Annotated in this window: 20 protein-coding genes; 4 read left to right on the forward strand and 16 right to left on the reverse strand. The window is 29.8% G+C overall.

Annotated features, from left to right (window positions below):
• Positions 1-74: 74 nt before the first annotated feature.
• The 8 genes from BBI01_RS03595 to BBI01_RS03630 all read right to left on the reverse strand — a co-directional run bounded on the left by BBI01_RS03595 (position 75) and on the right by BBI01_RS03630 (position 4793).
• On the reverse strand, positions 75-263 hold the full coding sequence (locus tag BBI01_RS03595) for a hypothetical protein (RefSeq protein WP_065393293.1): 189 nt from the start codon (positions 261-263) through the stop codon (positions 75-77).
• Positions 264-701: 438 nt separating this feature from the next.
• A complete protein-coding gene (locus BBI01_RS03600) occupies positions 702-1379 on the reverse strand; it encodes a DUF2306 domain-containing protein (protein WP_065393294.1) in 678 nt (225 codons plus the stop codon).
• An 11-nt stretch (positions 1380-1390) separates the two neighbouring features.
• Entirely contained in the window at positions 1391-1849 is a 459-nt protein-coding gene (locus BBI01_RS03605) for a DUF2750 domain-containing protein (protein ID WP_065393295.1), read from the reverse strand.
• Positions 1850-1852: 3 nt separating this feature from the next.
• Positions 1853-2242 carry a hypothetical protein gene (locus tag BBI01_RS03610; RefSeq protein ID WP_065393296.1) on the reverse strand — a complete coding sequence of 130 codons (390 nt, stop codon included), beginning with the start codon at positions 2240-2242 and terminating at the stop codon, positions 1853-1855.
• 46 nt (positions 2243-2288) lie between these two features.
• The gene (gene nudK, locus BBI01_RS03615) at positions 2289-2870 is read right to left on the reverse strand and encodes a GDP-mannose pyrophosphatase NudK (RefSeq protein WP_065393297.1); all 582 of its coding nucleotides are present in this window, start codon (positions 2868-2870) and stop codon (positions 2289-2291) included.
• Between the two features lie 27 nt (positions 2871-2897).
• Entirely contained in the window at positions 2898-3806 is a 909-nt protein-coding gene (locus BBI01_RS03620) for a TIGR01777 family oxidoreductase (RefSeq protein WP_065393298.1), read from the reverse strand.
• Positions 3807-3834: 28 nt separating this feature from the next.
• Positions 3835-4179, reverse strand: a complete 345-nt coding sequence (locus BBI01_RS03625) for a hypothetical protein (protein ID WP_065393299.1) — start codon at positions 4177-4179, stop codon at positions 3835-3837.
• Positions 4179-4793, reverse strand: a complete 615-nt coding sequence (locus tag BBI01_RS03630) for an HPP family protein (protein WP_065393300.1) — start codon at positions 4791-4793, stop codon at positions 4179-4181. Before BBI01_RS03630 ends, BBI01_RS03625 begins: the two co-directional genes overlap by 1 nt.
• Before the next feature lie 955 nt (positions 4794-5748).
• Here BBI01_RS03630 and BBI01_RS03635 point away from each other — a divergent pair.
• On the forward strand, positions 5749-8118 hold the full coding sequence (locus BBI01_RS03635) for an AAA family ATPase (protein WP_065393301.1): 2370 nt from the start codon (positions 5749-5751) through the stop codon (positions 8116-8118).
• 485 nt (positions 8119-8603) lie between these two features.
• Positions 8604-9539, forward strand: a complete 936-nt coding sequence (locus BBI01_RS03640) for an anti-phage phospholipase (protein ID WP_065393302.1) — start codon at positions 8604-8606, stop codon at positions 9537-9539.
• A gap of 139 nt (positions 9540-9678) precedes the next feature.
• Here the strand turns inward: BBI01_RS03640 and BBI01_RS03645 are convergent, their stop codons facing one another.
• The 8 genes from BBI01_RS03645 to BBI01_RS03675 all read right to left on the reverse strand — a co-directional run bounded on the left by BBI01_RS03645 (position 9679) and on the right by BBI01_RS03675 (position 15231).
• Positions 9679-11013 carry a hypothetical protein gene (locus BBI01_RS03645; RefSeq protein ID WP_065393303.1) on the reverse strand — a complete coding sequence of 445 codons (1335 nt, stop codon included), beginning with the start codon at positions 11011-11013 and terminating at the stop codon, positions 9679-9681.
• The gene (locus tag BBI01_RS03650) at positions 11010-12044 is read right to left on the reverse strand and encodes a hypothetical protein (protein WP_065393304.1); all 1035 of its coding nucleotides are present in this window, start codon (positions 12042-12044) and stop codon (positions 11010-11012) included. The genes BBI01_RS03645 and BBI01_RS03650 overlap by 4 nt, the downstream gene beginning before the upstream one ends.
• A 118-nt stretch (positions 12045-12162) precedes the next feature.
• A complete protein-coding gene (locus BBI01_RS03655; protein WP_065393305.1) occupies positions 12163-12609 on the reverse strand; it encodes a hypothetical protein in 447 nt (148 codons plus the stop codon).
• A gap of 17 nt (positions 12610-12626) precedes the next feature.
• Complete coding sequence (locus BBI01_RS23180) at positions 12627-12839, reverse strand: HNH endonuclease (protein WP_123862073.1); 213 nt, start codon at positions 12837-12839, stop codon at positions 12627-12629.
• Positions 12749-13231 carry a hypothetical protein gene (locus BBI01_RS22695; protein ID WP_065393306.1) on the reverse strand — a complete coding sequence of 161 codons (483 nt, stop codon included), beginning with the start codon at positions 13229-13231 and terminating at the stop codon, positions 12749-12751. Before BBI01_RS22695 ends, BBI01_RS23180 begins: the two co-directional genes overlap by 91 nt.
• A gap of 6 nt (positions 13232-13237) precedes the next feature.
• Positions 13238-13942 (reverse strand): hypothetical protein, encoded by a 705-nt coding sequence (locus BBI01_RS03665; protein ID WP_065393307.1) that lies wholly within the window; start codon positions 13940-13942, stop codon positions 13238-13240.
• A gap of 84 nt (positions 13943-14026) precedes the next feature.
• On the reverse strand, positions 14027-14905 hold the full coding sequence (locus tag BBI01_RS03670; protein ID WP_065393308.1) for an FRG domain-containing protein: 879 nt from the start codon (positions 14903-14905) through the stop codon (positions 14027-14029).
• A gap of 41 nt (positions 14906-14946) precedes the next feature.
• Positions 14947-15231 (reverse strand): helix-turn-helix domain-containing protein, encoded by a 285-nt coding sequence (locus BBI01_RS03675; RefSeq protein WP_228393929.1) that lies wholly within the window; start codon positions 15229-15231, stop codon positions 14947-14949.
• A gap of 126 nt (positions 15232-15357) precedes the next feature.
• On the opposite strand from BBI01_RS03675, the gene BBI01_RS03680 reads away from it, so the two are divergent.
• A complete protein-coding gene (locus BBI01_RS03680; RefSeq protein ID WP_065393310.1) occupies positions 15358-15717 on the forward strand; it encodes a superinfection immunity protein in 360 nt (119 codons plus the stop codon).
• Between the two features lie 200 nt (positions 15718-15917).
• Positions 15918-16097, forward strand: a complete 180-nt coding sequence (locus BBI01_RS03685; protein WP_065393311.1) for a hypothetical protein — start codon at positions 15918-15920, stop codon at positions 16095-16097.
• Positions 16098-16445 lie beyond the last annotated feature (348 nt).

The raw sequence follows: 16445 nt of genomic DNA on the forward strand, positions 1-16445 counted from the left end.
TATTAATATTTAAAGCAATTTATAAATTTAATTATATTGCTTCAAACTCGCCTTATGGAACTGAAACTTCTTTATTATATTCCTGCTTTAGCATTACTTGTTTGGGTTTCATATCTCATCGCAAGTTCTTTCAAAGAATGGTCAAAGGAGAGTCGTTGTGCCGTATTTATTATTTCGCTTTTTCTGTTGATATATATTTCAATGGTACTTATTTTTTTTACCAATGTTGCTTTAAAAGAATTTTTGCCGTAAAGTAATACCATTTCAAATGATATCGTTTGTTTTTTAGATTTAAAATAATAGATTTACATTAATTACTTATATAACTATGATATTCTTCCTGATTTTTTTTCTTGCCTGTATATTGGGAGCAGTTTCTTACATAATAATGATTTTATGCAGCCAATGGACAAGAAATCATCAATATGAGACCCTTTTTAATACGCTGATATTCATCGGATCATTTCTTTTGCTGTTATTTGTCAGCACTTATCTTTTTGTAAACAATCTTAATTTTTCTAGATAATCATATGCATTTTGACTGGATTTACCTTTTTATTATCCTCTTTTTTATTTTTATAATAGCTATTCTGGCTGGTATTTCTTATGTGATCATGCGTTTTTGTAATCGCTGGACTCAGAAATACAGATATAGCGTATTATTGGATACCTTAATATTCATTGGGGCATTTTTTCTTATATCATTCATCAGCCTTTATATCTGCCTTGCGAATATCTCTTTTCAACGATGATTTGTTTGCTTTGAGAACCCAATAAGCAATAAGAAGATTAATAATAAGTGCAAGCCACACATTGATCCCATAAAAAAGCTCGTAATCATACAAATTGTCATCATACACTAAATTTTTGATGATTCTGAAGGTTATAGCAGTTGTTGTTATGGCATAGCTTAAGATCATATAGTTTTTATGCCTTATAATATCTCCCTTTTTAATAGAAAGGACGGCTATTACCGTAAAATAAGCCCAAAGAACATCCTGTATAAGAAAGCCTGTAATTCCTATTAATCCACCATTGGAAAATAGTCCCAACACAAAACATGCAGGAACATTGATGATCAGGATATTATAGACATACATCTTTCCAATGATTCTGTGTAAGCTTTTGTTTTCTTTCAGAAACTGATTTGAAAATTGCGTTAAACCAGCCAACAGGCAAAGCGTGATTGAAAAAATATGGATATAAAAAAAAGCCATCCAGTATGGATTATGAATAACCTCTTGCTTAAAGGCTAGGAACCCAATGTTTTTGTCCCCGGAAATATACTGGGAAATGGTTTTCAGCATCAGAATACTAAAAATAATGACTGAAAATACAGCCATTATTTTAATCATCTTTATGCCCAAAGACTTTGTCATGAACTTTATTTTTAGTCTTCTAACACCTCTCTGATCTGGCTTTCCATATCATCAAGATCCTCAAACTTACTTAAGCTTAAAGTTTTTTTATTCTTTTTAAGCTCCTCAATAATTTCAAGGGCTAATTCTAAAGGTTCTGCTTCATAGCCAAACAAATTGCTGTCGAAATCAGTTCCTACAATTAAACCGTCACTGTTCATTCCCAGACACCAGTTTTCGATAAATTCATTAAGTGGGATAGGCGAGGGCTCATAACGATTCCATTCTTTATCTAAACAGGATTTAGCTCTTACAGTATCTGACCAGAAACAAATGATTTGTACAGGCTCACCATCTTCATATTCCAGCTCGTTGGAATAGGAGGTAGCATACCCTTTCTCATCTTTTAATCCATAAACAATTTCTGTGTCACAAATTTTTGTGATAAATTCTTTATATCGGTTTTTGGTAGTAATATGGTCTTGCAGCATGTTTTATAAATTAATACTGTTATTGATGTGTTCAATCTCTGGGTTTTCTCCGTCACTGTTCCTTTTTGATCTTCCATATAAGCCAATTTCCAGATCATTAGGTGTTTCATTATCCAATTCTGATGGATGTACATAAGTATACATACCATATCCATGACCGGAAACAAGCCAGCCTTCAGTAGAATTCAAATGAATGACATTAAAATCTCCGGCAGAACTTCCGGCAAGCACAGGTCCGAATTCTTTCATCAATTGAATCGCTTCCTCTCTTACATCTTTTACCGTCGTAATGTCATCAAAAATAATATAAGTTCCATTTTTGAAAAGTACCCAATCCTGATATTGAGGATTGATAGCAAGGGTTACATGCTTAATGATTTCTAAATTGTCCATGGTTTAAATTGAGTTGTTATTAGTTGGAATATAAGAAAAAATATATTTATAGGATTCCTTTAATCCTTAAATGTTGTAATAGCATAATCGTTTTTGCATCCTTGATTTCACCTTTATCAATCATGGTAAGAGCTTCATCAAAAGATAATTCAAGGACCTCAATATTTTCTCCCTCTTCTTCTAGCCCGCCACCGGAATTAATTTTCATGTCTTGGGAATATTCAGCAATGAAAAAATAAAGGATTTCCGTTACGGAACCTGGCGACATATAGGCTTCAAAAACCTTTTCCACCTTGGAAATTTTATATCCCGTTTCTTCCTCTGTTTCTCTTTTGATGCAATCTTCGGGATTATCATTATCTAATAGCCCGGCACAAGCTTCGATAAGCATTCCGGTAGTATTTCCGTTGATATAAGTAGGCAGCCTGAACTGTCTGGTAAGAATAACCGTATTAGAAACATTGTTGTACAGCAAGATCACGGCTCCGTTTCCACGATCATAAGCTTCTCTGCTTTGGGTTTCTGTAGTTCCGTCTTTTTTCAGAATGTTAAAAGTGACTTTATTCAAAGTATACCAGTTATCTGATAAGATATCCGTTTGTAAAATAGTAATATTTGGATTTTGCATGATGCAGTTTGAATTCTTTATTTTAAATTATTTTGATTGTAATAAATCCTGTAATGCTTCCCTTAGATCAGGAAACCTGAATTGAAAACCTGTAGCCAGTATTTTTTGTGAAGAAGCTCGTGAACCTTCCAATATTGCCGTTGCCAATTCACCAAACATTAGTTTTAAAACAAAACCGGGAATATTCGGCATGAATAAAGGTTTATGTAATACCTCCGCAATTTTCTTTGTTAGATCAGCATTCGTGGCATGTTGAGGAGAGACAGCATTATATGGACCTTCCACGGTTGAATTTTTTAAAGCAAATTCATAGATACCACAAATATCTTCAATGTGAATCCATGGCATATATTGTTTCCCTGTACCTAAAGGTGAACCCACGTAATACTGAATAGGAGGAATCATTTTCTTTAAAGCACCGTCTTTTTCAGAAAGAACCACAGCTGTTCTTACTTTTACGACTCTTTCAGCAATATTCTGTTCTTTAAATTCATCAGCAGCTCTTTCCCATAAAACAACGACTTCACTTAAAAAATCATTGCCAGGAAAGTCTTGTTCTGTATAAATTTTTTCTGTAGTAATAGTACCGTAAAAATTAATCCCTGAAGCTGAAATAAAAGATTTAAGCCGAATGTTTTTCTCTTTTAAAGTTTTTAAAAGTAATCCCGCTGAATCAACCCTGCTGGAAATCAATTCTTTTTTTCTTTCAGCAGTCCATCGTTTCTCTGAGATATTGGCACCTGCAAGATGAATAATATGGGAAATATTATCTAAAGCAGATTCGTCAATAGTTCCTTTTGCCAGATCCCATTCATATTCATTGGAGTGTTGCTTTTTTCTCGTCAGAAACCTTACTTCGTATTCATTTCCGATTCTTTTTGCAAGCTCTTTGGCAACCAGCCCATTCGCTCCTGTAATCAAAATCGCTTCTTTCATAATAATGTATTTGGTGATGTAGTGTATATTATGCCTGATTTTTAACGATCAAAACAAAGTCTTCCTCTAAAATTTTATAGCCATAGTCATAAATAAATTTGTATTCAGAACCGTTCTTATAAACTTTAAGATTAGTAAAATAATCAAAATCAAAGCCTAGACTATCAAGCTTAGCTTTAGTGACCTTGGTTTTACCGTCAATATTTATTTCCCGAAGAATACGGTAATTTTTGCGAAGCTTATTGTTAACGTTCCGCATAAGGTTCGTAGAATCCTTGTTCTGTTTATTATTATAGGCGTTTCGGCAGGCATCATTACAGAACTTTTTATCAGACCTTCCAATGATTTTTTCGCCACATTCCAGGCAGTTCATTATTTTTTTATTTTGTGTGGATGTACATGTCCGTGAGCATGTTTTTTTCTTAACAGTCTTATAAATCTGCTGTGAGAAGGGTAGCTTCTGTTAGGCGTTATATTATTAAAGAATAAAGCCACAAGAAGCAAAATAATACATCCTGATAAAACAGGAGAGATAACATACCAATATCCTAAATCAGGAATTTTTCCCGTAGAACTTACAGCAATCAAAGCTGTTGCACCTCCCGGGGGATGCAGGGTTTTTGTATACTGCATCAAAACGATGGAGAAAGCTACGGCAAGAGGAGCAGAAAGCCAGATAATATCAGGAACAATTTTATAAACAGTGACTCCTACAATAGCAGAAAGAACATGCCCGCCAATCAGATTTCTGGGTTGTGCCAACGGACTTTGTATTGCTCCGTAAATAAGGACACTAGAGGCTCCGAAAGAACCAATCAGAAAAATATTTTCAGTTTCTGTTAAAGAATGAGATTGAATGAATGCAATAATTCCTATTCCAAAAAATGCACCCAAAAAGGACCAGAAATGCTCTTTATAATCAACCAGCGTTTCTTTATAGATCACGTATTTTGACATTCTGAATGTTCTTTTTATTGTCTTCTTCATTGAATTGTTTGAATAAAAGGTTTGCAAAAATCGGCAATGATTTTACTAAAACAAAGATACATAATTATCCATTTGTAAGTGGATAGGATTTATAATAGAGTCTGTCTTTGTAAAAAGTAGACATTTAAGTACTAATGCACGAATAAATACGCTTGTGTAAACTTGTGGTTAAGAAAATTATTTAAAATATCAGAGTTCCAATTAAAATCTTAATGTGATCTAAATTTTATATTGTTGTACCAAAAGAAGATTTATTTTTAATTTTCATTTATCCTTGTCAAGAATAAGGAGGATATAAGAAAATCCGAATGGAAAGATTCCATTCTAACTTTATATCTTTTAACGATATCTACGCATTACTCAATAAAAAAAATCTTTGTAATCTATTTTTAGGGGTGAAAAATATTTTAAACAAGTATTTATGATGTTGAATTTTTAAAATGCATCTGAAAATTAATGTATTTTGATTCTTGTAAATATTATTTTATGTTAAATTTTTTTAAAATAAAATCCGTTTTCAAACGACTACAAATGAATTTAAATAGTTTATGACCGGTTGTAACTTGGTGATATTACAAACTTTGTAACAGAGATTTGAGAAAACAGTGAACGTCTCTTATTTGAATATTAATTAAAAAATCTAAACATTATGTCACTAAGAAACAAAATTTATAAATATGCAATGTAGAATGTTCATTTTTCTGTAATCAGTATTTTTCAACTCTTTATTTATAAGTTTTTGTCCCATTTTTTTTATCAAAAATGAAATTATTGTTCATATTTTATTGTTCATATTTAAATTTCCAATTTAATTAACAAAATTTGTTGGTCTACGCAGATATGTTACGTTGTCATGTATTTAATTTGCGTAAAATTAAAATAGTGTATATTAAACCGAAGTTTTGATATTTCACTATGAGCTCAAAACAAATTAAATAAATAAAAATACTAAATAATGAAACCAATTGACATTTTAGGAATTAAAAACTTTAGAATTTTTGATAATGAGAACGGAATTTTTACAGAGATGGCTGCAATAAATTTAATTAGTGGAGCAAACAACGCTGGAAAAAGTTCTATTACAAAAGCTCTGCAGATGGTAAGAAATAGTTTAAAAGGGGATATATTTCCTTTTGATCTTGATCTGAGTGAACAGGAGCACTTATTAGGAAATTTTAAAAATGTTCTCCACAACAAAAGAAAGAATGAAATAAATCTTTCATTACCGTTTACATTTCTTGGTTTAACAAAACTTTATATTTCTCTTACATTTGAAGTTGATAAGAAAGATCAATACAGAGCTAAGCTGAGACGTATTGATGTAAACGATGATTTTGATCATAAGAATCTCTTTTATTTCAAGTATAGAAAAGCGACTAAAAAGGAAAAAGAATTGGATGCTGTGGATTACGAAAAAAGTGTCCAAAAGTTTAGGAAAAAGGAAGAACTAGCTGCTGAAAAGCGGAAAAAAATAATTGCAGATGGTAATCAATATGATATTTTTTCTTCGGATTATGAATTTCTATACCCTCCATTGGAAAATCCAGTAGATTCATTTATTGACTGGAGTATTAATACTAAAAAGCTTCGAAGTTATTTAACACCACTATTGGAAATTTATAAAGATTACTTAAAGAATGGAAAGAGTTTTGAATGGCTAGAACAACGTGACAAATATACTGACGATATATCATTTCCTTTTATTCCGTCCACATTTGTCAGATCTTTTAAAGGTGATGTTGATATAAAGACGTGGGAAAACTTCATAAAGGTGGGGCTAAAAAAACATCTCAAAAAAGGAAAATACAAAATTGGAGAAGGAGATTTTGAAATTGATGATGTTTTTTGGGCAAAATTATCAATTGAATATGTCTTTTACAAAGGTTCCTTATCAATATTAAAGGAAAATCTTCCATGGTTAGCCAAAGAAGAAAATCAGAGAGAAATTCATTACAATGTAATGGCAAACTGTTTTGAAAGTAGTTGGCAAAATTTAGCCAACAGGATATTGAGTATTCACTACATTTCGAATATAAGAGAACAAAGCTCAAGAGGATATAATGCAACTTCCAGTACACCGTTTGTTAACTTATTAAAAAAAGTAGATTCTGTAAATTTGTCAGACAATGATTTCATCAATAGGTATTTACAAAAACTGAACATCGGTAAAAGTATCAAAATTGATCATCTTTTGGACTATCAACTCATTAAAGTATGGGTAGAAACAATGGATGGAACCTACAGGGAGCTAGTTGATTTTGGATCTGGAATAAAACAGTTAGTCTTTATTTTGATGCAAATAGCTGTGCTATCAAAGGATAACAAATCTGAAAGGGTCATTTATAATTTTCATGATGGAGAAATGTGGAAAGAATATTACAAACCCAGTGTTCTTGTTGTAGAGGAGCCTGAATCTAATTTACATCCAGGTTGGCAATCGATTTTGGCAGAGATGTTTTTGGAGGCTAATCAAAAGTATAACATTCAGCTAATCGTTGAAACACATAGCGAATATTTGATCCGTAGTTTTCAGAATTTAGTGGCTAAAAATAAACTCAAGAATGAAAAAGTTAAAATTTTCTATTTGCGAAGCAAAAACTATGTGACGCAAGGACGACCACAACTGCAGAAAATTGATATTAATAGTGACGGGAGTATCGATTATAAGGCTTTTGATAGTGGTTTCTTTGATGTATCGGATGAACTTGAGTTAGGAAGACTAAATTTATACAGAAGTAAATTTGTGACCGAGTATAATGCACTTCGTCAAAGCAAAGAGGAAAGCGATGGAAAAGTAGCAGATCTGGAAAGAAAGGTAGACGAATTCACACAACGTGCAGATTTGAGAATTTATAAAAGGAGGGTTGAGCAAGATATTGATATACAAGCATTAGATGATTCTACTGTAAACTATTTAATATCAGGTCAATTTTTAATTGATACATTGCTACGCGGAGATGATTATTCTCCAGTTATAATGCAGTATGGAAGAGCAATAGAAAACGAAATGAAACAATTATTTGTTATTATTGATCCAAGTGAAAAGTGGATGATAGGTCCTATGAAAATATTTCTAAAGGACGCAAATGACACTTCGGTGAATTATTCTAAAGAGAAACCTATGAACCGATTGAGAAGTCTGAGAAGTTTGTTATCAACATATTTTAATAACTTTGACAATGTAAATCTTTCGGATATTGATGATTTGCATATAAATAGGAACGACGCTGGGCATGCAGGCCATATTAAAACTAAAGTTGAAGCTGAAGAATATATTCGAAAAGCTAAGGCTTTTTTAAATAATTGGATTTCTCAAAAAAAATAATTCTTATTACTATGAGTAAAAATTAGAACCTACTCACTAAAACTCGTAAAAAATACGTGATTTTGAGTTGATTGCGCATCGTATTTTATTACTTTAAAAATTGGATATTTTTAAAGTAATAACTTTTTCATGTAGAAATTTCAAGAATTTGATAACGTTTTCAATAAATCTTAACTGATATGGCTTTTAACAAACCTGATAACCTTCCATTGAATTTAAGCTATTCCATATAAATGTTTTGCTTAAATTCAAAAATAATAAACAAACGTTCATTTGAATGAAAGAATAAGATATTTTAACTCTATGTATCTCAGATCTTGAAGATTTAGTGTGTTATTTATTAAATGCAGAGCTAGACAAAAAACATTTTGTGAATATATTTATTTTATAGTAATATTGTATTAAATTTTACGTGATTAAGAGCTAAGATTGCTTAGAATAAAATTTTTAGTCAGGAATATTGAAAGTTATTTATAAATTGAATTATGACAGATTTAGAAAAAAATACACATTTTAAGATTTTAGTTTTAGATGGAGGAGGATCAAAAGGGGTTTATACGTTGGGAATATTAAAGGAGCTAGAATTAAAACTGGGATCTCCATTATGTGAGCATTTTAATTTAATTTATGGAACAAGTACTGGATCTATTATTGGGGCTCTTTTAGCACTTGGTAAGTCAATTTCTGAAATAAAAGAGCTTTATGATAAAAATATTCCTGTAATAATGTCAAAAGCAAATAAAAAATCGAGAAGTAAGGCGTTGAAAGAGCTGGCTGATTTGATTTTTAAAGATTTAAAGTTTGAAGATTTCAAAACAGATGTAGGAATTGTTGCTGTTAATTATTCAACACAAAATCCTTTAATATTTAAATCTAACAAAAAACAGGCCCATGGAATGGCACAGTCTTTTATACCGGGTTTTGGATGTACTATTTCTGAAGCAGTACAAGCTTCATGTTCTGCATACCCCATTTTCAATCGTAAAATTGTTACTACGGTTAATAATGGTGTCATTGACACATTGGACGGGGGGTTTATTGCAAATAATGCCACGTTATTTGCTTTGGTCGATGCAGATAAAGCTTTTAAAGTTTCAAGTGATAATATAAGGCTTTTGAGCCTTGGGACAGGTTCCTTTATTGAAAGTCCAATGAAAGGTCTTATAGGTTATTTAAGTTATTTAAAATTTTTCAAGTTTGTAGGACGAATTTTAACTTCCAGTACCAATACAAATGTAATTTTGGCAAAGTTGCTTTATCCTCATATCCGAATCGTAAGGATAAATGATGTATTCAATCAGCCAGAATATGGAACAAATATGTTAGAAAAAAACAAAAGAAAATTAGAAAAACTATTCCAACTGGGCAGAAATAGCTTCGCATCGAAAGAAGCGGAAATCGAGAATTTATTTAATGAATAGTATATTTTAATACCTTTATTATTCTAGTAGAGCTCCTAAAAAGATCTAATAAATAGTTTTTAATAATCGTCTATATAGAATGGAGAGTACAAATAAAATTGACAAAATTTAAAGAGGCTGATATTTTTTTGACAGCCTCTTATTTATTTGCATAACCAATTTTTTTAAACATTTTTCCAGCTAAGGTCTTTATTTTTTCTTTATTTTTTGCTGAAGTAAATTTGAGTAAATTTAAAACATCTCTATCTTGTATTTGCGGAAGGATCCGACTAATAAGGCCCGGTGGGAAAACGTTATTTAACCATCTATCCAATGGATTATTTTGAGTTAATTTATTTAATATTCTATCATCTACTGATAAGCATTGATCTAAATAATATATCCACCTATCATCAGTTAAGTTTTTTAATATATGGGATGCACTACTTTGAGCTTCTCTTGACACTCCATAGCCATTTCCCAGCCTTACACATAAAACAGCGCAGATAGAAACCGAAAGTGCTGGGGAGGGTATAACGCTACCCATACTATATAAAGTATTTACTGGCTTATGTTCATTATAAAAATTATTCATTCCTTCATGTGCAATTAATATTTCATTTGCAGCTTTAATAAAAGATGATGAGCGCAAGTCTTCTGGAACAAAATCAAATCCTTTAACTCTAAGAAGTACTTTTTTTAGACCACTTGCTGCTTTTGTCTGGCCATCAGTAAATAATTCTGAATAAGCACGACCTATTTGCCATCTTTCAGGATGTTTTAAACTGGACCAGATTAATGGTACAATGAGATTGGCATTTGATAAAGAATTTTCAAGCTGTGCACCAACTGAAGACTTTATTATTGATAATAATATACGAATGACTGTCCTATGAAAAAAGTATGGGCTCTGAACTAGTTTTGTTATATACGGATTATCATTATTTAAAGTCTGTTCTTCAAGCTCTGTTCTGAAATTTTGAAAGTCAATTGCAGCTTCAATTTTGTTATAACCTAAAACACCTTGGATACAAGATCTGACAATTGTTTTTGCTTCGTCTGAAGTCATCTCATCTTCATAATCATCGTCTAAATCTTGCTGATTAAAATGAGTAACCGTTTCCATTGCTTGTCTTAATCTAAAAGCAGATGTACCACTTATAACACCCAATTCTTCGGCCAATCTAATAGCTTCAAATTCTGAAATTGCTTGTTGAATATCTGAATATTCATTGATATCAGGTCTATCCAACATTTCTGCAATAAATGAAAGCCCCATTTTACTTAGCTGATTTTTTAATGAGGTAATTGCCTTAATCCATATATATGTTGAAACCATTTCATACGCTTCGCTATTAAACGCAGAAATAATTTGCTTTTTGTCTTTCGTTTGAAGCTGAAGCCCATATTCCACCATTTCTTCAATTTTTGACACTTTTTTTGGAAGTACTGGCAGTGCATCATTATGCCATAATATTAATTCTGGATTACTCATTTCTTTTTAATTTCTATTTTTCCATCTTGAGACTGAATGTAGGTAGCTTCTAATCCATTTCCAACAAGACTATTTAATGCTAAAAAAGTCCTACTTCTTGCTCCGCCTGAGGTATTAGTTTTGGCAATTGAATTTGGATGCTTAATAAAGACATTATAAGCAGCAATTTCTCCGGAGTTAGTAAAAATTGTTATTCCATCACTTTCCATCATTCCAATAATGATTGTAAATAATCCATTTAACTTAGAATTTGCTGTTAAATCATTTTTATTTCGTAGCTCTTCAATAATTTCAGGTATATTTATGCGAGCCTCTAAAATTATACCATCTAATAATTTTTTAGGAATAATTTTTTTCTTATGACTTATTACACATGCTAGACTACCATGTCCTTTCTTTAATATTTCATTAAATATTTTTTTGTAATACGTAAAGGTTTGCTCTTTTAATTCTTTCTTTACATTTTTAACTATAGAATCAACGAAATCTAATTGATTTTGAGTTGGAGATTGATGTGGTTCATCACTGCCTCCAAAACTTATTACTAAAGGCTCATTTGCAACACTTTTTATTTCAATCAGTTTATCTGAAATTTGATGTAAAAGAATAACTTTTATTTCATCAGATCCTTCTTTAATTAAAAGATCTTCTATTTCTACGGAAAGAAGGGATACTCCAGCTCTAAATACTCCATATTTAAAATGAGTATCAGTTCTCTGGATATATATCGACCAATCACTATCAGTAAGAGGAGCACACTTTTTTAATGCCCTTTGCATTGTTTCTTTTGTTTTATTTCCTTCTCCAATAAAACAATACTGAGAAGTAGGTAATACGCTAAGTACTAAATCTATATCATCAACAATATATATTTTTGGAAATAGATTTTTACCTTCCTCTCTATAATTAACCAATTGGTTAACTAAAGAGACTATTCCATCTTGAGTTATTAAACAATCCATTCCCTCTGCTTTAAGAAGTGATGTTGCTTGATCCAGAATTACTTGTTTGAGTGATATTGATTTTCCCAATTCTAATGTTTTAAATGTAGTAGGACTGCATTAAGGCAAAGTAACATTACCAAATATACTAAGTTTTTTAAAATTTTAAAAGCGAGTGAAATAATTTATTTAATGAGTATATCTATCCTTAAAATACAATATACTGATCATCGTTTTCCAGATATATTGCCAAGCCCAACAAGACCAAAGGATTCCATACTTTTTCGATCGCTTCAGGGCTATTCCACTCACAATATTCAGATTTTTTTAAATTATTACTAGAAATTATTCTCTTTCCAAACACTTCTCTACACTTTAATATAAGACTGATAGATATTCCTTTGCCTAAATAATATTTATTCCTATCAGGGTGTAAATCAACAACTTTTAAGTCAGTTTGATTTTCCATTACACGTAGAATTAGGCTGAATGAATCTTCATTTTCTTTTGATTCTTCATAAATTTCAAAAGCGTAAATAAATGCATTGTAAATGACATTAAATTCATAGGTATATTTAGCTGTTAATTCATACCTTGTATTATTTTTATTACTTATGAATTTAAATTTTTGAGTATAATTATCGGCTAAATACATATAAATAATTTAGATTATTACTTTTTTTCTTTTAGTTCTGTAATTTTATTCAGTAACATCTCGTAATGTATCTGTGAATGGCATTCAATACACAGTGAAATTAAATCTTCAAGATTTTCATTAAAAATGTTTTCATAAGTTAAATGATGAACGTGAATGGCTGCTTTGGATTTACATTGTTGACATTTATATTTATCCCGAGCAAAAACAACTTCTCTTTTTTTTTCCATTCGTCTGAATTTAAATATGCATGATATTTACCTCGTGGGGAAGACAAATAATTTGCTTCTTGAACATATTCATAAATTATTTTTTTATCAAAACTTATATTTTTTCGCCAGGTATTAAATGTGTCAACATTAAATTCATCACGTATTTCAATATCTTTTGTATGTTTTAATGGAAAATTTCTTTTTGTTCCACCACAATTTATACATTGTTCATAAAGTCTAAAATTTGGAAAAAAATTAGGATCATTGACAATAATTTTATTAGGATTTCGACAACAATCATCTATCTTTATAATTTCTTCATAGTCACAAGATTTACATTTATAAATATTATGAAAATCACTTTCATAATATTTATAAATGGTTTGTTTTTCGCATCTTCTACAAGTCATTATTAATTATATTTCAATAAGAGCATATTTAAAATTTCTTTTTTCAATCTTACCTGAATATTCAATAGAATAAGCCTTTATAATCTCTACGTTTATAGGTGTTTTTATTCCAAAATTCATGTATTGAAAGTTGGTGAATTTTTGTTCCTCTGTCAGAGAAGAAAAAACTTTCCGAAGCATTCTTAAAAAAGGTGCTGCCTCATAATTATTCTCTTGAAATAAATTTTCATCATTTATAGTGTTTATTTCTAATAATATAGGCTTAATTTCTTTTTTTTGTATTGATTCTATTCTATAGAAGTTTAATTCTTCCGGAATAGAAAAATCTATATCATTTGATTTTAATAAATTGTATATATCTAAACAACGTTGTAAGACTTCACTTCCTAATTTGTTTTGTGTTGCATAGACTATCGCTCTAAATTCTGAAAGAGATACATATATATTTTGGTGTTTAAAGTTCAATTCTTTTAGCTCTCTATTATCATTTATAACTAAAGAGGTTTGCTTGATCATTGCGAGTGTAACCTCTCTAAAATATTGACTACATATGTTTTGTTTAAATTTAGTGCTTTCAAGTATATTAAATAGATGTTTTAACAAGTCAATGTTTTTATGATCAATACTTGGATTTATAAAACCAAGACCATTCTTTTTAATAGATGGTAGAAATAGTGTTGATGTGCCATGAAAATAAGTGAATTTTTTCAATTTTATTTATTTTAGTGATTACTAAAATAATAATTCTAAATTTATGAAAAGACTAATATATATAAAAGAAAGGGATTATAATTATTATGAATTGAAATTACTGTAATTTAATGATTTTGCTAATCCTTCAATTCCAGGGAACAAGAGTTCAGAGTGTATATTCATTTCTTTTAAATTTGCTATAATATTTCTATACAAATTTCTTGGGATATTTATTTTTAAAAGAGCAATTGTCTTTTGGGTACCAATATTTGAAGTGTTAATCAGTTCATTAAAATCAATATTTTTAGAAGTTGAATTACTAATAAGAGATTGAAGGTTCTCCATAAATGAAACTTGTATATTTGTTGACATCAAAAAAAGTCCTTGTTGTCTATATAAACGTTCGTTTATTGATTTTGGACGAATTAACAACAAACGTTTTTCTTTTGTCACAAAAGATTCTTGTATGGATTGGTTAGCAATTTCTAATGAGTATTCATTTAAGCGATCATTTCCTAATGATTGTACATCATTTTTGTTTTTTCTATAGTGATCAAAAATGTCTAACGTAAGTAAGTTCTTATTTATACACCAAATTGAAGAATCGGAACCGCTTTCATAAATGGCCATGTGAGCAGCAATAAAAAAGGAGTCTGTAAAATCTACTAATCGTGTTGAGGCACCATAATGTTGCATTATCGAGAGCCATTCAATGTAATCTTCCTGATTAAGATTACTTATATTGAATAACTTGGACTTCCATTGGAATTCCTTTATCATTTCCTGTTCTTGGTATGGTGTTAAAAATGGATCAATGGAATTAGGATGTATTCTATTAACTAATCTTTCCAGTGATGAGACAATTGTCCAATTTTTATCACCTTGGCCTCTAAAAACAAACTGCCGGATAAATTTCTCATTGATTTTAAATATATCTCGCCATTCATGAATCTCGGTTTCAAGAAATAATTTGTCTTCCATATTAATGTTATTAGTATTTAATTTTTAAAGGTTACGAACGCCTAATCAAAACCTTCTGCAAAAAATTCTGCCAAAGTAAGATCTAGTGCATTGATAACTTTGATAAGACTTGAGAAGCGTAAATCTTCACCACGTTCATAACGGCCAAATTGAGCTCGGGATATATTATGCTCATAAGCAAAATATTCATAGCTTGAATATCCTTTATTAATTCTTAGCTGCTTTATACGATCTCCCAGTTTTTTTAGCATCTCTTCTTTTGAAAATTGAGCTTCCATTTTTCTGTGAATATTAAAGACTACAAATCTTATAAATAACCTACTCATTCGTTACCACTAAAAAGATGTATCTTATAAGTGGCTTTTTTTAAGAAAAGTTTTATATTTGATCAATTATTTATGTTAGTTTGCTGACATAAAGAGAAATAGGTTAAAAAATAAATTATCAAAAATATGTTAGTAATAATTTCTGCTATAAACCATAGTAATGGAGAGTCTCTTTTTTTTAGAATAATTCTTTTCATTTATTTTGCTCCTACTATAATAGCTTTCTTTAGATCTCCAATTATAAAATTTAAATTCTTTAGTGTATTATTTATTAATCTTTTTTTTGGTTGGACTTTATATGGTTGGTGGTTGGCATTTGCAAAGGCTTTTTCAAGCAGAGAAATTATTAACCTTAAACAAAAGTCACAAGATTTGTTAACACTTGATAAATATGATCAGCTTAATAAATTGGATAATTTGCGTTCTAAAGGTATTATTAATGAAGAAGAATTTGAAGTCGAAAAAAATAAAATTTTAAATCTATAATATATTAAGAATTAATCTAAAAGTAATGATGAAGGTTATTTTTAAAATCAGTGATAAGGATTTAGATTTTATACTAAAAGAGCTTTTTAAACTTGGGATTAAGGAAATTAAAATTAAGAGAATAGCTAAATATAATAATATACGAAAGATTCCCATCATCACGTATCATGAACCTGATAAGTAAATTTTATAAAGTTTGTATGAAAAAATCAGAATTAAGAAAACTAATTAACACCTCAGGAAAAAGAGGGGATGTTGTTTATAAAGGAAAAGATAAAAGAAAAGAGTTTGATGAAGGTGTTAGTATGAAAAAAGTAAAACTAATTTCAAATTTTATAGGAAATAAGACAGATAAAATAAGACAAATTTTAACCAGCTAATCTATTAAATTACACATAGATAATTGTTGGCAAATAAATACTTACTTAGGTATAGTTGATTGATTAGAATTTGTAATTTTTAGTAAGATATTTTATAATAATAGCCTCTCAGGGACGAGAGGCTAACTTAAATAATTTGACATGAATATTAAAATTCAGGATATATAAATTAAAAAAAGAGAAAGAAACAAAATGAATAAATTGAGAGTGTTGTATTAACGTGTAAAAGTTTAGATTAAATCTGACAGTTAAAGGGCAAACGATTAAGTTTGTAAAGCAATAAAAACAAAAAGTTTAACCCTTTAAAAAGTCAGAAATGAGTTTAGAAACAAAAGTAATTAAAAGTCG

The sequence above is a fragment of the Chryseobacterium artocarpi genome (assembly GCF_001684975.1).
GTDB lineage: Bacteria > Bacteroidota > Bacteroidia > Flavobacteriales > Weeksellaceae > Chryseobacterium > Chryseobacterium artocarpi.